The organism is Rhizobium cerradonense, from assembly GCF_030182455.1.
GTDB lineage: Bacteria > Pseudomonadota > Alphaproteobacteria > Rhizobiales > Rhizobiaceae > Rhizobium.
This window is the reverse complement of record NZ_JAQJCK010000004.1, coordinates 79,783-95,490: the sequence shown is the minus strand read 5'-3', so window position 1 is coordinate 95,490 and position 15,708 is coordinate 79,783. Positions and strand designations below refer to the sequence as shown.

The following is a 15,708-nucleotide window of genomic DNA, read 5'->3' as shown; positions in this document are numbered from 1 at the left end:
TCTTACAGCCAATCAACTCATTGATTACAAATCATAATTATGGAAATAAGCGCCTTCAATTGATGGCCCGTGCAAGCCTTTCAATCACCTCATTCACACCTTCCTGCCACGCGGGAAGACGCAAGTCGAAACAATCCGTCAATTTCGCGCAGTCCAGTCTGGAATTTTGTGGCCGCTTCGCCGGCGTCGGATATTCGGCGGTCGAAATCGGCTTGAGAGCATCGGGCGTCAGAGCAAGCTTGACGTTTTTCGCCGAAGCTTCGCGGACGATATGCGTGGCATAGCCATGCCATGACGTATTGCCCCCGGCGCTCAGGTGATAGGTGCCCGACACATCAGACGCATTCGGGCCACTGACGACCTCGATGATCCTGCGCGTGACATCCGCAATCAGCGCCGCCGAAGTCGGTGCGCCGACCTGGTCGGCAACGACGTTCAACGCGCTGCGCTCCTGCGCCAGCCGCAGGATGGTCTTGAGGAAGTTGTTGCCGTGATGCCCGTAAACCCAGCTTGTCCGCAAGATGACATGATTTGCGCCGGCAGCGCGCACGGCCTCTTCGCCCAGCCACTTGCTTTCACCATAGACCGACTGCGGATTGACCGGGTCGCTCTCCGCATAGGGATCGGCTTTCATCCCGTCGAAGAGGTAGTCCGTCGAATAGTGCAGGAGATAGGCGCCGTTATCGGCAGCCCAGCGCGCCAGCACGCCGGGCGCTGCGGCATTGACCGCCATCGCCTGCTCCCTTTCGCTCTCGGCGCGATCGACGGCCGTATAGGCGGCGGGATTTACGATGATCGCCGGCTTGTGCTCCCTGAGCACGGAGAGGATGCTCGCTTCATCGGCCAAATCCATCTCGGCACGCGTCGCGGCAATTATTTGGCCCAACGACGCCAGAGAACGCTGCAATTCGAAGCCGACCTGCCCATTGGCGCCGGTGATCAGAAGCGCGCTCACGCCTGAACCTCATACTGCTTGCCGACCCATTCGCGGTAAGCGCCGCTGGTGACGTTCCCCACCCAATCCTGATTAGCGAGATACCATTCGATCGTCTTGCGAATGCCGGTCTCGAAGGTCTCTTCGGGCTTCCAGCCCAATTCGCGTTCGAGCTTGCGGGCATCGATCGCATAGCGGCGATCGTGACCGGGCCGGTCCTTCACGAAAGCAATCTGGTCCTTATAGCGACCGCCGCCAGACTTGGGCCGCAACTCGTCGAGAATACTGCAGATCGTATGCACGACGTCGAGATTGGGCTTTTCGTTCCAGCCGCCGACATTATAGGTCTCGCCGACCTTGCCGGATTGAAGCACGCGGCGGATGGCGCTGCAGTGATCCCTGACATAGAGCCAATCGCGAATCTGCTGGCCATCGCCATAGATCGGAAGGCTCTTTCCCGCCAAGGCATTCAAGATCACCAGGGGGATCAGCTTCTCAGGAAAATGATAGGGGCCGTAATTATTGCTGCAATTCGTCGTCAATACCGGCAGGCCATAAGTATGATGCCAGGCCCGCACCAGATGGTCGGACGCCGCCTTACTCGCGGAATAGGGGCTGTTCGGTTCGTATCGATTGAGCTCGTTGAACGGCGCATCGTCCTTTGAAAGCGTGCCATAGACCTCGTCGGTCGAGACATGAAGAAAGCGAAACGCCTGCTTCTCGTCACCCGGCAGGCCGTCCCAATAACCACGAACCGATTCGAGCAAATTGAACGTGCCGACGACATTCGTCTGGATGAACTCGCCAGGTCCATGAATGGAGCGGTCGACATGGCTTTCGGCGGCAAAATTGACGACGGCGCGCGGCCTATGGGTAGCGAGCAGATCACCGACCAAATCGCGGTCGCCAATATCGCCATAAACGAACACGTGGCGATTATTGCCGTTCAATTCTTTCAGCGTGTCCAAATTGCCGGCATAGGTCAGCTTGTCGAGATTGATCACCGTTTCATCGAACTGATCGAGCCAATCGAGAACGAAATTCCCGCCGATAAACCCGGCGCCACCAGAAACCAGTATCGTCATTTCGCTTTTAGTCTCACCTAAAACTTTTAAATACAACTTCTAATGTACGTCGCGGTCGCCAGACCTATATTGCCAAGAAATATTGGCGATGGATGCCCGACTTGTACAACGTCCACAAACGTTTTTGGAAGCTCCCACTGCCAATTCGCTCACAGATTGTCTCGGTGTGTTGCGATTTCGCTCGCGGAAAGAGGCGATCGAGGCCGGCGATCAAAAAGTCGTATCGACGCCTTGCGGGCAGCCCGCTTGCAACATGCGTATGAACGCGGACAGTTTATGTCTGCGAACGAGGGCCTGTTGATTGGAAGCTTAGATTGGCTGGGAAACCTGGAGCCGGACTGTCGTTCCTAAAACCAGTTTACTTTCAATCCATTACTCAATGTCGCGTCAACAATGTGGGGGTAGTTTGTGGGGTTGTCAACAATGTTGACGAAGCGGTGTGCATGCGTTGCGTTCTGGGGTCTGCGCTCGGCCTAGTGATATTGTTTTTCGGAATGGAGGCGACTGAGCATATGGCATCGGCTATCCTTCGACTGCCATAGCGGCGGCGGGTTGAGCGCTGATGCGATATCCCTTGGTAACAATCTGATTTTCGACGGCATCGCCAAAGGAGCGCATGAGGGCGATGGTCCTGTCTGCGATGTCGTCGAGGTCTTCCAGCGCCACAAACGTGTTTTCGCCGTGTGCGATCTCGTTTCTGCGCTTCAAAAGCAAAATATCCAAGAAGGTTTCCGAACCCGAAAACGTATCGGCGGGAATGCCGCAAACGATACAGATGTCCGAAAGGACATCGGAGTTTAAATTTGCCTTTGTATTTATCAAATCTACGTTCGTCTTCGAAAAGCGTTTGTCCGCGGAGAAAAGGATCTCGTCGACCAGAGCGCATCGGTCCTTGATGCTTGTCTTTGTGACCGACAGCGCTGCAAGACGAGGGAGGAAATAATTCCGGAGAAACTGTGAGTTGAGTTCCGAGTATTGATACTTTCTCCTAGCGATGAATTCCATGTACCTCATGGCCGAAAATTTCGCGTAACCTTCCCAGTGCGCGTAACAAATCGTGACCAGAGCCCTGAGAAGGACCGTCTGAAGTGTTCGATCTGCCTGCTTGACTGCGTACTTTAGGTCTGAGATTTCCTTCAAGCGCCAGGTTCGGTCCTGTGTGATCTGATCACTGAATTCGTCTTCGGTGAAAGCCTTGCTCATGCGGCAAACCATTTCTCCCCAAAAGGTACCGTTCTCTGGATCCTCGTGGTGCCACGCATGCCTGGGGCCGTAATGCCTTTGACATCGTCTTGGTGCCAAAATAGCTTCAGTTGGTCCCTGACGAAGTCGACCGGACTCGCCTTGGCTTTTATGTGATCCAAGTTTTTCGCGATGCCAGCCGCGATCCCTTCAAGACCAACTAAACCGATTTTTCCTGTGAAATGGTCGGTATCCCAACGACGTAGGGCATCGGCGCCAGCAGCTTTGTCGAGTAGATTGAAAGCTTCGGTGATTTGCTTAACGGCTGACGTGCGATCTCCAGCCATAGCCAATTTGACGATACCCTCATCGATATATTCCTCGACGTCCAGCGTACCGTCGTACGGGACGTTGGTATGAACAAGGAAGCGTACAGCCAGTTCCATGTGGCGCTGCTTCGCGGCCTGTTCAGGGTTGACGTTCGTTACCCTCTGGAACACTTCTGTTTCTGCAGCCTCTTTTACGCCTGCAAAGAAATCCTTGTTCACCATGAGCATGATGCAGTTACGGAGTTCTTGTGCGTTCGCTTGCGTGCCTCCGGCGTTCAGTCGCTGAAAAAGGTCGAACTTCGTCTGATCGTCGCTCGGCCGCTTCAGGATCTCGACACCCAAGCGAGCTCGTCGGATCGCTATCTGATGGCTCTTGTCGATTGGATTTTGATCCTCCAGAACGACGTGCTCTATCCGATCAGACTTCTCCCAAACGCCGTTGTGAAGAGATGGAAGATATTTCGTGGCTTCAAGGATGGACGGGGGACGAAGGCTGCCGTCTTCTTCTCGAAGTTTTCCCATAAACTCAAGGATTGTCGATATCCGTTGGAGACCATCAATCAGCTCCCACGTTCCATCGTTTTTCTCGAAGACGAAGATTGAAGGCAACGGAATGCCTAGTAGAAGCGATTCGATCAGTTTCGACTTCTGCCCGATTTCCCACCTGAACATCCGCTGGAAATCGGGGTCGATGACGACTTCGTTATCTTCGTACATCGTAACGATTTCGCCGATAGACATCTGGTAAGCGTCAGTCTTGACGCTTCGCTGAGCCGCTTCGATTTCTTCAGTGAGCATTGGTTTCTCCATGTTGGTCAGGACGATAGCGGATTCAGGAGGCAGCCGGTAGTGGCTTAGTATCAGCGTTTTGCCGCATCGCCGACGCGCTGCAGCGTGCGGGCGAGGATATCATCCGGCCCGGCGGACTCACGCTGATACCTCGGTCACCCATAAACTCGTGGCGGCGCCTCGCGCATGCCCAGCAGCATAGTCGTCGAAGTGTTCGATCGTATCTCGGATCGCCTTTCCCCCAGGTCGATCTTCATTCACGGTGGCCCGATTTCCGCTTTGATGTAGTCAGCTAACGACTTGCCGGATGCAAGCACATCGCGGAGGAAGATCACCTTTCCTCCGCGTTCTTTTGCCGTTTTCAACGGACCGTTTTTTGATGGGTCTTCGTTTGTCAGTACCACCCAATGCATGGAGCGCGCGCCGAGCGCCACGTCGCCTTCGTTTTTGCCGAGTCGCTGGCGCGGCCTATTCGTTGTTTTGATCCGAGATTTCTGATCGTTGCTAAAGCCGAGTTCTTCGCGAGAAGCAAATCGCCCCTCATTGAAGCCGCCGACACGCGGGTCACGATCGCCAGAATTCGCTTCGGCAAAGCCGAAATAAGTATCCACGGTAACGCCGCGCTCAGCGATCGCGCGACTTGCAAAGTCCCGCTTATCGTTGGGCATCGGCAACATCTCTATCTCGCCTTCGCGGGTGATGCAGATGGAAAATTCGTCGGCTGGCAGCTCTTTTGCAAGGCCGAGGTCATGCGCAAGAAGGAAATCCCAAACGTTGTTATCCAGATAGACCGTGAGCGGCATAATATTTCCTCAAAGATGCAACCCGGCAGACGATATGCTTGCCGGGTCGCTCGTTGTTACTGGATACGCCGAACTTTGATGGGCTCTGGAAAGCCCTCGACCGTCATCAGATGGTGGGACCCATTCCTGACGATATGAACGCGCGGGCCGTAGCGGTAGGTATAACGGTATCTATACCCAATTTGCTGCCAGATTTGCCCGTTCATAAGTTTGTAGAGGACTTCATCTTCAGTTCCGTTGAAGTCACCGTCGATGCGGGTGTTGATGATCATGGCAAGCACCCGATTATTGAACGTCACGCTTGCTGCGGGCGACCTGCTCGCTGCCAGCGTGACGCTTTCCCTTCAGGACCTCGTTAACACGCCCCTGATTCACGCCGTAAGACGCGGCAATGGCGTGCTGATATTCACCGCCCCAATGTCGAAGCCATACCTGGACGGCATCATCAGAGGTGAGTTGGTAGGAAGAATTTTTCATTTTCCATGCCCTTAAAATTGGCCGGAAAACTTGACAGGGCGATATCGGCGCGTCAGTTTGCGCCTTGTAGCAATACCGATCCGCAAGCCTTCCGAGCCGTTGCGTTTCGTCAGAGAGCCGAGGCCTCGAACGCCTCGGCTTTCCTCTGCCGGTTCACGTACAGTGAACGATCGAAATTAAGTGTAAACAGGGCCGAATCGTCAAGGGTGGTTTTTTGTTACCCTTATGTTCTGTCATCTTGACAGTCGTAAAACAGCTTGTCGCTTTTATACTCTTCGCAGAAAAAATACCGTTGAATCAATATTTTATGAGAGAACGACTTTAACCAGTTGTTAATACTTTTATTTTCGGAAGATCCTGTGAATGTGTGGGATAACTGCTTTACTTGCGATCTTCTTAGGATAATTCCCCACGCATTTGATTTCTTTGTGCAGAGTTCGCCTGCGAATCGATCCGGCTCACGACAGCTTTCAGCGTCGCCCAGATTAGACCTGCTCATTCCATCCCACTTCATACAGGCGTAGCGCGTCACCCTTGAGCTTATTCGTGAGCTCTGTGATCAGCGTGCCCGCTCTAGCGTCATCATAAGCCGAAACCTCCTTCGCCTGATCCATGACACTTTCGAAGACGCCGGGAGAAAGACGAGCCGACAACCGAACGCCCAACACGCTCGGGAATATTTTCTCAAAGCTATCGCGGACTTCCTTCAACTCTGGCGCGAAGCTAATGTTGCTGAGCAGAAACTCTGGCCTCATCATAAAATGCGCGCCCCCGCGAGCCGCCGAAGCCAGCGCTCCGGCTCGTCGAACCTTGCCATCCTGCGTCAGCCACCATGTCTGGAAACCCCACTGGTTTCCCGGGCTGTTCTCTTTAGCCTCAACGCGTCTTCGGAATACACGGAGGATATGCAGAGCGTCATTGTACGCCAGCAACCTTCCTTCAACTTTCACGTTGCCGCTGGCCTTCTTCGTTTCGTAGATCCTTTCAGTAAGAATTTCGAGTTCAGATTGATCAATGCCTGCAACCATCTCCTCAGTTGTCTCATAGGTCATTTTGAAGCGCCGCGTGAAGTATCCAGCCAATTGTGATCTGGCTCTTAAGCTTCTGACATCTCCAAAATTCGCGAATTGTCCGATATAGGACCGCCATGACTCTGGTGGTGCAATTCCTTCTGCGGGGCTCAGCTTTGAGTATAGGTACGCTCGAATCAGTATTCGATCGATATACCCAACCAACTCAAACGGAATTTTATGCTCAACAGCTGCATAGTGATTTTCAAACTCAAGTATCTGTGCTCGAAGATGGGTCTCAACCTCCTCAACAACCTTCTCAGTCAGGATAAGTTCAGATCCGGCAGCTCTTAATATATCCAAAAGATTCGATGTTGTACGATCTGCTTGTGGAAGGTACTGCTCTGAGATCGACCTTATTATGAAGTCTGTACCTATGTACAGTCGAAACGATTTGGCGAGCGTTCTAAAATACTCGACAATCTTTGGTTCGTTCTTCAGTGTGAGCAATAAGATATAAGTTTTGCTAAGCTTTGATAGGTATTCTCGCTCTGCTTCACTGGCCTTGTAGAACGTCCCTCGCAAGATCATTAAGCAATAGCGTCTGATTTTACCTTTATCGGCCGCAGTGTAGTTGAGGCGATCAACCTCTTTCGAGACTATCTGCGCTACGTCCGTGTAGAGCTCATCGTCGCCGTCACCGTCAGTTACGAAGCGTGCCATTTGCAAACCTTGGCGCTCGAACACCCGCTCCAAGCTGGAATGACAGGTTGCGACGACCGCATCAGTTATAGCGTCGACGCCCTCCTCAGCTATGGACTTCAATCGCTCGGTCAGAACCGCAGAGACCTCAGATTTCAACAGATCATCGTCAGCATTTTCTACCGCGACGATCACACGTGTTTCATAAGGGAGACAGAATTTGTCATCACGGCGATACCACCGAATCTGGCGTCCGCCTGGAGCATCTTTGGACACCATTCGATTCAATCGGTCGTCCAGTACACCTCGTATAAACTGCCGTGCGGCGGGCAATGTTTCTTCGATCCGAGCCAATATTTGCGCGCGGCTCATCAGGATTCGTTTATCTGGGTCGGTGTCGCCAAGCGCCCATAAAATCAGGCTGTCTGCTATCGACTCCAGTAGGCCGCTCTTGTCCCGTCTATTATCAACCTCCTGACGGAGGAATACCGCAAGAGTGCGATCCACGTACTCTTCTGTTCTTTCGCCAACATCAGCCGTCCCCGGTTTGTAGAGGTACGCAATTGCTGGCTCTAAGTATGCTTGGAACGCTGCTTGAATGGATTGCGATGCGTTGATATTTACCTCGATGAACGCTGCGTCTCGAATCCGGATTTTGCAACCGAGCTCGTCAGAGAGGAGCTTTTCTTCTTTATCAATATCGGGAATGACCTGAGAAGATAGGTAGGTAAGTACCTTTGGAGCCCGTCCATATTCTCGTAGCCTCTTCACTGTTCTCCGGATTTTCGATCTCGTGGTGGCCTCCTTCGAAATTTGAAGGAAGCTTGATGTCTCCTCCTCGAAGAAAACCTCCGGCTCAAGCTCCGCACTCGTAGAGTCGAATCCTTCTGCTCCCCCATCGTGCATCCCACCTAGCGGGACGAACTCTCTGTCTTGCAGGGCACCGTAGAACGTCTGGCCGAATTTTTCAAAAGCCCAGGTATCAACTTCTGGAAGCGCTCGAAGTACCAATCGCGGATCGATCAAGGTCATCAGATTCTCTTAAAACAGCAGCGCCACGGGTCGGACGGCGGATGACATCGACATTATTTTTGGTTTCCGATTATATCAATGACGAACTTTAAGATGGGAACGCTCAGGTTGCATTCAGCGTGACAAGTAAGTGGGCTGTCGACGAGCTTGGCTGCCCGCACTTGACCGCTGCTCGCCGCTAGATGAGGATAAAAAAACGCCGCGTCATTGGGCTGGAACCCTCGGCGGCGTTTTAGGAATGCATTCTCATGATTGCCTGTGGCGACATTGATGTAAAGATCCCCTTGATGGCTCGGTGAGCCGGGGGCTGGGACATAGCCCAGCCCGGACAACAGAATCTCACACCCTACAGCGTCAACAAATTTGGCTCGATGGATTCGAGGATCGCTATGAGGAAGCGCAGCGGCTTGCCAGCCGGGAGCGCATCCGGAAAGCCGAGGAGCGTGATCGTCGAGACAGCAGGATATCGGACTGGGATCAGGCGATCTTCGCACGGCAGGCTGCCGAGCAGCGCGAAGTGGTGCGGCAACGACTGAGGCGTGGCTACATTCAGTCCGGCGAACGCCAGATCGGCGGCCGCTGGCGTAGCGGCGTTACGGAAATGGGACTCCGGTCTGAAGACAATGCGGTCCTCAAATATTTCGTGACGCTCGTGCCGAAACGCAGCAGTGCGCGGGCCTCGTGGGACAAGGCCCATCTGGAAAATCAGTGTCCGCAAAAAATACTCACCCTCGACTACCCTTACATCGAGTTGAACCGCGCGTTCATGGCGGCGCTGCGCGTGGACTGCGACGGCATATTCTCGACTCCTGCGGCATGTCTCGCGGCACTGACGGAGAAAGTCAGCGATGCCCGGATTCCATGTCTGCCGCACATAGTCGTTGCCGACCTGCTGACCGACGGGCGCTATTCCCGGCCGCATTTTATCTGGCTGCTGCCGCAAGGCTCGGCGGTCTGGCGGAGCGAGGATGAGCGCTGCCACCGAGGGCCGATCCGGCTGTTCGACGCCGTGGCGCGCGGTCTGGCTGCCGCGCTGCTGGATCTCGGCGCCGACCCCGCTGCTCCGACGATGACCGGACGCATGAAGAACCCGCTCAGTCCGTTCTGGCACACGCTCACGCCGAACGCCGATTGCTGGCCGACGCTGGCGGAATATGCGGACTATGTAGACACCAGCACCACCCGCGCGGTTCTGGTGCGTCAGGCTGCGGCGGTACAATCCGGGCTTGGACTGACAGCATCGAACGCGATCTTCGACGCGCTGCGCGAAGAAGGCCAGCGGCTCCTGGCCGAATGGCATTTCGGAGCCGATGCGCGGATGCGCGGCAGCCGTGCAGCGCTGGCCGATCACCTGCATGAGGCGCTGGCGGAATACGCCGAGAAGAGCGGTCTTGAGGACAAGACCGTCAGCTATGTCACGGCAAAGGTCGCGGACTATCTCGTCGCGCACTTCGATCCGGTGAAGCTCGAAGGAAAGGTCGTGAACCGTGGCAAGCTGCTCGATATCGTGGATGGCCTGAAGACGGTCAAGGAGCGTCAGCAGGCGGGTGGGCGGTATTCGGGCAAGGCGAAAGGCGCGAATACGCTCCAGCGGCTTCGGGAAGCGCACCAACGGCTTGTCGCATCCGGCAAGGCCGTAACGCGGGCGGCGCTGGCTGCAGAAGCGGGCGTGTCCGTCCGCACGGTGACGACGCGCTGGAGCGAAGCTGTATCCGTTGAGGATGCGCAACCGGACGATGGTGAAAATAGGTGTATAGATAAAAAGGTAGCCGCGCGCCCCGGCCATACCGAACCTACACCACTCGCCGCACGACTGAGCGTCCATGGCATGTCACGATGGACGAAGCCGCACAGCAGCGTGATGTCGGGTATCTCGGCATCACCAAGGGCAACGCCCCAAGCCGCGTCCAGCGGTGAAGTCATCGAGCGGCAGTCATCAACTGCCTCGTCGTCCATCCAGACGGCGACAAGGCCCCCGCCAAGGTCTCCATGAAATGGCCCCTCGGAAGAGTCCGGCGGAAGCCCCCTCGGAGAGCCGACGACTTGACCGCAGGGAAAGCCATTAGTCGGTCACTAATGGCTATTGTTTCAGGCTCCGCCGGTGATCACGATACTTCCACCAGCATTGCATCATCGGGAGGATCATCATGCAGGAATACGAACGTTCCATCTTCATCATGAACCATGGGCCAATCTCACTGGCGCGGCTCAAGGTCATACGGCTGCCGATGTCCTGGTACGCGGTCATCTGGGAAAACGCGGATCGGTACGCCGCATTCTCTCAGGACCGCACGGAACTGAACGGCGGATTCGCTCACCTCAACGAGGACGATTTCCTTGATCGTGTTCGGCTCGTTGCAGGCGTCACGCAGGGCATCGATTTCGACTTCGAGGAGGCGATTGTCTGATGGCGGGTCGGGAGGACCATATGCAGGAGAACGAAATTCACGACGCAATCCGTCGAATGGTCTATGTCAACGGGCTGGCCGCTTCTGTGACGGGACGGCTGTACTCGTTGATGCTCGATGAAAACCCAGCGCTTGCCGAAAAATGGCGCGTTCTCAATCGGGAAGACCTGACCGCTCGACTTGCTGCGGCCGGGCGACCGCCCCGCTGGATTCCCTGGCCGACGATGGTCATCGATCGGTCGCGGGATCTGCTTCGCGAACACCCGCGCTATGGTTACGTTGCCAAGTGGCTGATCGGCTGGCGTGAGATTTCAGAGGGTATTCGGGCCGAACTGATGCAAGGCGGTCTGACCTCTGGCGACATTGATGATCTCTGCAATGCAGAGAACGCCCGACGCAATGGCGGGTCGGGCATCCTGATGCACTGATGTCCTCCCAGTTCGTCCACCTGCAAGCATTTTCGCGTAAGGGCGACAGCAAGGGCCGCTCCACATCCTTCGTGATCAACGAGGCGCGGCGTGATCCGGGCGCGTCCGTCCATGTTGCGAACCCATCGCCGCCCGTCCTCGTTTTCGGCGTCGGCATGGATGAGGTCGAACGGCTGCACGATGCCGCCGCCGATGCCGCGACGACCACACCGAAGGGTGGAAAGCCTCGGCGTATCCAGAGGACGCAACACACGCTCATGACAGTCGTCGCCTCGCACCCGCACACGATGGATGAGGTCCGCGGTGATCCAGACAAGCGCCGCGAGGCTGAGGAATGGGAAAAACGAACAGTCGCGTGGTTGCGTTCACAATACGGCGACAAGCTGGTGTCCGTGATCCGTCACGAGGACGAATCTCACTATCATCTGCATGCCTACGTCCTGCCGGACGATGCGGCGATGCGTGCGGCAGCACTGCATCCGGGGCAGACGGCCAAGGCCGCCTTCATGGCGGCCTGGCCTGCCGACGGCGAGGATTCAAAGACGCTGAACAAGCGCGGAGACGCGGCATACAAGGCCGCGATGCGAGAATGGCAAAACGCGTACCACGAGGCCGTCGCCATCCCCTGCGGCCTGACGCGGCTCGGCCCGCAGCGGCGGCGTCTGTCGCGCGCGGAATGGCAAGCCGAGCAGACGCAGGCCAAGGCGCTGAAGACGACGATTGAGCGCGCGCAGACGGTGAAGGCCAAGATCGACACGCATATCGGCGCGAAAAGAGCCGAGGTCGAAACCTTGGTCTCTTCGGCAGAGACGGCTGCTGCCGCGCTGCGGGCCGAAGCCGATGCCGCGAAGGCTGAGGCGGCCCGTCAGATTGCTGCGGCAAAGGTCGCCCGTGAAGCCGCGCTGAAGGCTCAGGACAAGGCCGTCAAGGAGCAGGCCAAGGCGCGCGGGATGATGTCACGTGTCCGGCAAGAGGCCGCGCGCGTCCAGGCGGCCGCCGCACGTCTCCAGCGCCTGCCCGGCGTGCTGCGCAGTGCTTGGGACGGCTTCCGGAAATCGGCCATCGAGGCGAGGATTCGCCGATCGTTGGATTCCGAAATGGACAGCCTTCGGCAACAAGCTGCCGCTGCCGATGACCGGGCGTCGGCTGCAAACGACGGCAGGCGGCAGGCGGAAGAGCGAGCCCGGGACCTACGGGAAAACTTGACGGAAGCCGGGCAGCGGCTCGCCGCTGCCCGCCGGGAACTGGCTTTCCTTCGTCCTCCGGAGCTGCAACGAGAGCAGACGCCGGGCATGTCGCCCGGTCTCCGACGGCCGGGCACTCGAACGTCTAAAAACCCCTGAAATCGCGGAAACCCAAAAAATCCAAGAATGGGGACGCCTACGGAGGTCATACAGCGCGTCCGGCGCTGCATGACGTATTCAGACACGTCCAGATTCGACTCCGAATCCGAATCCCGGGAGTCGCGATACCCACCCGGCGTTTGCGCCGGTCCCGGCCTGCCCGCATCCTGAAGGGGCGCAAAAGTCGACAGGAGGGCGGCATGAAGAAATTCGAAGTCGAAGAACGCATTGAGTATATCTATCAAAGCGCGGTCCGGCTCGCGGAGGGTGTCCTCGAGGATGCGTGCGCACGCGACTGGCCGGACCACGCCGTCGCCAAAGCGGCTATGGAGTGGCATGTCATTCGACTCATGCTCGAAGACTCGAAGCGCTGGCGCGACAAGGTTCGCAAGGCCGATTTCGATGCTGTCGAATCCACGTGAAGAACCCAAGCGCAAGCGCCGCCGGACATGTGCCGACGAGGCCCGCCGCGCTCTATTGGAGCGCCAGCGACAACGGCGGGGCGGCGATCCGGCAGGCAAGGTCGCGCTCCAACTGCTCGCGCTGCTGTCCGTCGTGCTCGCGCTGCGGCCTCCGGTCCCGTTGCCCGGATTTTCGTTTCTCGGAAGGTCACGAAAAATGAAGCCGACATATTCTGGCGACGACCTCGGTCCCACGGCCTACGCCATGGAGCGCGGGATCGATCCCGCGTTCTATGAGACCGACAGCCCACGGCGGAAGCCGCGCGCGTCGTGGACGCGGCTCATCAGAGATTTGAAGCGTCCCCGTGCTGCCGCCAAGGCGCGCGCCGAAATCGAGGCCAGGGTGCCGCCAGGCGCGCACGAATGGCTGCGCGAAGCCATCGACGCGGGCGAGCACTGGCAGCTCCATAAAATCGGTCCTCCGGGCGCGTCGGATGCCGACATCGCCGTCGCCGCGCTCGGTGCTTCGGATGCGTGGAAGGCCGCCATCGCGGCGGAAGCTGCCGCCGCAGTAGCCTCCCGGAAGACTCCGGGAGGCGGAGATTCGGGAGTCCCGGGAGGACCGAAACCATGACAACCAGCGTGATGAACGACGTGACTTTAAAAATCGGCTCCGGCACGCTGGTCGAATTTCTCGACCGGATCGGACTCTCTCAGACTGCTCGCGACCGCGTCGTCGAGATCGATCAGACGCTTGCCGTGGAGCTTGAGAAATCGACGATCGATCATGACCGTTGCGCTGATCTCGTGCTCGAAGCGGCGGACCTTGTATCCGGTCGGCTGCGGCCTCTGGTGCAGTCGTCCGGCGGCTTCGACTTCGACGAGATGGACTGCGGTTCTGATGATGCCGAGGAGATCGACGCTGTATAGTCTGGTGCATCGGCACGATCGCGGGTGCGCCGGTGACGACTGAAGTTTCGATCATCGTTGCCTGAAACGCGAAATCGGGGCCTCTCGACCCCGATGTCCACATTTCGTCGCGTTTAAACGGCCCGTACAGCGGCTCTGGCCATTCAAGTGGTATCTCAACCCATCCGAATGCAGGCTTTTGCCGAGCGCCCCTTATCGCCGCATGATGGCAAGCCCTACGGCGACGGCATGGTCGCCATAGGTGCGATCCAGTCTCGACCAAGTCTCCGTGCCGGAAAGCTGGTCGGCGATCCGGGAGAAGTCGGCGGCATGCAGCATTGCGGCAAGAACCGGACGCTCGCCTGTCGAGAGGTAATCGAACAGTTGCCGCGCAGTCTTGACCATTCGGCCATCGTCGTTCGTCGCGATGAACCGCGCCGTGTAGTCGTCCCAGTTTTGGCACTCGGCAAGGGCGCCGTTGAAACCGAGCCGGTCGGCCATCTGCTGAACGGGTGACAGTTGCTTCCAGACTTTGAAGTCCATAATTTCTTCCTTTCATTCAACCAAGCATGGCTTGAGGAGCCCATCGCCGGGCTCCTCAAAGGGCTAGTTTGGGAGCCAGCCGAACAGGCTCGTCGCCAATTTGATGCTCGCGTTCTTGGCGCTCCAGTTCGTCTCAAAGACATCACGGAAGACTGAGCCGCCACATTCGACCGTCGCCTCGAAGGCATCGCTCTCCACTTCGACGACGGTGGCGACAATCTCCTTGCCGCCGCTCTTCAACTCGGCCCGCTCGACGTATTTTACCGGGACGCGCGTCCAGATCGAACCATCCGCCTCGGCAGCGGAGGTGCCACATACGGCAGGATGGGGGAGGCTATTCCCTGCCGACTTACGACTTGATGGAGTTTTCAGCCCATCACACTCCAACCCGAGCTTCTGCATCGCGATGGCAGCGCCGGTGACCGCCCGCTTCTGACCGCGGTAGCTGGCTTCCCAGCGGGTTGTTTCGTAGTCGATGAGCGACAGGTGAACGCCTTCGGCGGTCTTGGTGATGTACAACTCGACATCACGTGACACCATTAAAGCGGTGCTTTCCCCTTCCGCCTTCTTGAATGCGATGGCGATGGCGTCGCGGAGAGCTGTGGTGGTGATCGCGGTGGTATCCACGATGGGTCCTTTCTGGTCGTATCGAGACGACCTCTATGTGTTGGAACAGGTCTTTCGGGGTTACTTAGTCTCTCGCCGCGATGGAAAGCTGGTATCCATCGGTCGTGGCTTCGGCGTAGACGCTATCGAGGCAGTCGCGACAACGTCCCTCGACGAACGCTTCGAGTCCGTCGCAAGTGGCAGGGCCGTGCTCTCCCTCGTCCCAGTGCTCGATGGCACGCACGACGAAACGAGGGATGAGGCAGGATTGGCATCGGTGGCTCACAGTCACAAGGACTGCAAATTGCTCCTGGGCTTCCATAGCGTGTCAGCTCTTGGTGAACGGCCAGACCGACCATTTCACAACGTCCTTCGCGCGCTGCATGAAGATTGCGACATCGTCCAACCCCCGGATCAGGAACTTGGACTTCCCATGGAGTTGTCCGTCATATTCCGTTGAGCAGATGAGATGGTCCATCTCATCAACGTATTTGTCATACGCCTCGCTAAACGTCTCAAACGTGGTGATGATCTTGCGAGCGATAACGGCATCGCTAGTGGTTTGGTGTGGACTTGCGCTCATCATTTTCTCCCTTGGGTTGATGGCGACCGCACTCTGTTCACATCCTGAGAAAAACGTCAACCAGGCCAATCTTGAGGCATGCATTTGATTTTATGAACAAATTTTGTCGAATCCTTAGACGAAAACAAGCTCTCAAGGATTCGA

General features: G+C 56.8%; 18 protein-coding genes. 7 read left to right on the top strand and 11 right to left on the bottom strand.

Going from position 1 to position 15,708, the window contains the following annotated elements; all coding sequences use genetic code 11:
- Nucleotides 1-55: 55 nt before the first annotated feature.
- From rfbD to PH547_RS11100, 8 genes are all read right to left on the bottom strand, one after another.
- On the bottom strand, nt 56-955 hold the full coding sequence (rfbD, locus tag PH547_RS11135) for a dTDP-4-dehydrorhamnose reductase (protein ID WP_104824867.1): 900 nt from the start codon (nt 953-955) through the stop codon (nt 56-58).
- Complete coding sequence (gene rfbB, locus PH547_RS11130; protein WP_104824868.1) at nt 952-2,019, bottom strand: dTDP-glucose 4,6-dehydratase; 1,068 nt, start codon at nt 2,017-2,019, stop codon at nt 952-954. Before rfbB ends, rfbD begins: the two co-directional genes overlap by 4 nt.
- Nucleotides 2,020-2,541: 522 nt before the next feature.
- Nucleotides 2,542-3,222, bottom strand: coding sequence for an MAE_28990/MAE_18760 family HEPN-like nuclease (locus PH547_RS11125; RefSeq protein ID WP_285168270.1), 681 nt, complete (start codon nt 3,220-3,222; stop codon nt 2,542-2,544).
- Nucleotides 3,219-4,328 (bottom strand): DUF262 domain-containing protein, encoded by a 1,110-nt coding sequence (locus PH547_RS11120; protein ID WP_285168269.1) that lies wholly within the window; start codon nt 4,326-4,328, stop codon nt 3,219-3,221. Before PH547_RS11120 ends, PH547_RS11125 begins: the two co-directional genes overlap by 4 nt.
- 248 nt (nt 4,329-4,576) lie before the next feature.
- On the bottom strand, nt 4,577-5,122 hold the full coding sequence (locus PH547_RS11115) for a hypothetical protein (RefSeq protein ID WP_285168268.1): 546 nt from the start codon (nt 5,120-5,122) through the stop codon (nt 4,577-4,579).
- Nucleotides 5,123-5,178: 56 nt separating this feature from the next.
- Entirely contained in the window at nt 5,179-5,394 is a 216-nt protein-coding gene (locus tag PH547_RS11110) for a hypothetical protein (protein ID WP_285168267.1), read from the bottom strand.
- Nucleotides 5,395-5,407: 13 nt separating this feature from the next.
- A complete protein-coding gene (locus tag PH547_RS11105) occupies nt 5,408-5,599 on the bottom strand; it encodes a hypothetical protein (protein ID WP_285168266.1) in 192 nt (63 codons plus the stop codon).
- A 485-nt stretch (nt 5,600-6,084) separates the two neighbouring features.
- Nucleotides 6,085-8,343, bottom strand: a complete 2,259-nt coding sequence (locus PH547_RS11100) for a hypothetical protein (protein WP_285168265.1) — start codon at nt 8,341-8,343, stop codon at nt 6,085-6,087.
- 295 nt (nt 8,344-8,638) lie between these two features.
- Between PH547_RS11100 and PH547_RS11095 the strand changes: the two genes are divergently transcribed.
- The 7 genes from PH547_RS11095 to PH547_RS11065 all read left to right on the top strand — a co-directional run bounded on the left by PH547_RS11095 (nt 8,639) and on the right by PH547_RS11065 (nt 13,853).
- On the top strand, nt 8,639-10,336 hold the full coding sequence (locus tag PH547_RS11095; protein ID WP_285168264.1) for a hypothetical protein: 1,698 nt from the start codon (nt 8,639-8,641) through the stop codon (nt 10,334-10,336).
- 154 nt (nt 10,337-10,490) lie between these two features.
- Nucleotides 10,491-10,751: a hypothetical protein gene (locus PH547_RS11090; RefSeq protein WP_285168263.1), complete on the top strand. Its 261-nt coding sequence runs from the start codon at nt 10,491-10,493 to the stop codon at nt 10,749-10,751.
- A 20-nt stretch (nt 10,752-10,771) separates the two neighbouring features.
- Entirely contained in the window at nt 10,772-11,179 is a 408-nt protein-coding gene (locus PH547_RS11085) for a hypothetical protein (protein ID WP_285168262.1), read from the top strand.
- Nucleotides 11,179-12,522 (top strand): plasmid recombination protein, encoded by a 1,344-nt coding sequence (locus PH547_RS11080; protein WP_285168261.1) that lies wholly within the window; start codon nt 11,179-11,181, stop codon nt 12,520-12,522. Before PH547_RS11085 ends, PH547_RS11080 begins: the two co-directional genes overlap by 1 nt.
- A gap of 200 nt (nt 12,523-12,722) precedes the next feature.
- Entirely contained in the window at nt 12,723-12,944 is a 222-nt protein-coding gene (locus tag PH547_RS11075; RefSeq protein WP_285168260.1) for a hypothetical protein, read from the top strand.
- The gene (locus tag PH547_RS11070) at nt 12,925-13,557 is read left to right on the top strand and encodes a hypothetical protein (protein WP_285168259.1); all 633 of its coding nucleotides are present in this window, start codon (nt 12,925-12,927) and stop codon (nt 13,555-13,557) included. The genes PH547_RS11075 and PH547_RS11070 overlap by 20 nt, the downstream gene beginning before the upstream one ends.
- Nucleotides 13,554-13,853, top strand: coding sequence for a hypothetical protein (locus PH547_RS11065; RefSeq protein ID WP_285168258.1), 300 nt, complete (start codon nt 13,554-13,556; stop codon nt 13,851-13,853). Before PH547_RS11070 ends, PH547_RS11065 begins: the two co-directional genes overlap by 4 nt.
- Before the next feature lie 192 nt (nt 13,854-14,045).
- Here PH547_RS11065 and PH547_RS11060 read toward each other — a convergent pair whose 3' ends face one another.
- The 3 genes from PH547_RS11060 to PH547_RS11050 form a co-directional block, all read right to left on the bottom strand.
- Nucleotides 14,046-14,375, bottom strand: a complete 330-nt coding sequence (locus PH547_RS11060; RefSeq protein WP_285168257.1) for a hypothetical protein — start codon at nt 14,373-14,375, stop codon at nt 14,046-14,048.
- Between the two features lie 63 nt (nt 14,376-14,438).
- Nucleotides 14,439-15,002: a hypothetical protein gene (locus PH547_RS11055; protein WP_285168256.1), complete on the bottom strand. Its 564-nt coding sequence runs from the start codon at nt 15,000-15,002 to the stop codon at nt 14,439-14,441.
- A 307-nt stretch (nt 15,003-15,309) separates the two neighbouring features.
- Nucleotides 15,310-15,564 (bottom strand): hypothetical protein, encoded by a 255-nt coding sequence (locus PH547_RS11050; protein ID WP_285168255.1) that lies wholly within the window; start codon nt 15,562-15,564, stop codon nt 15,310-15,312.
- Nucleotides 15,565-15,708: the final 144 nt, after the last annotated feature.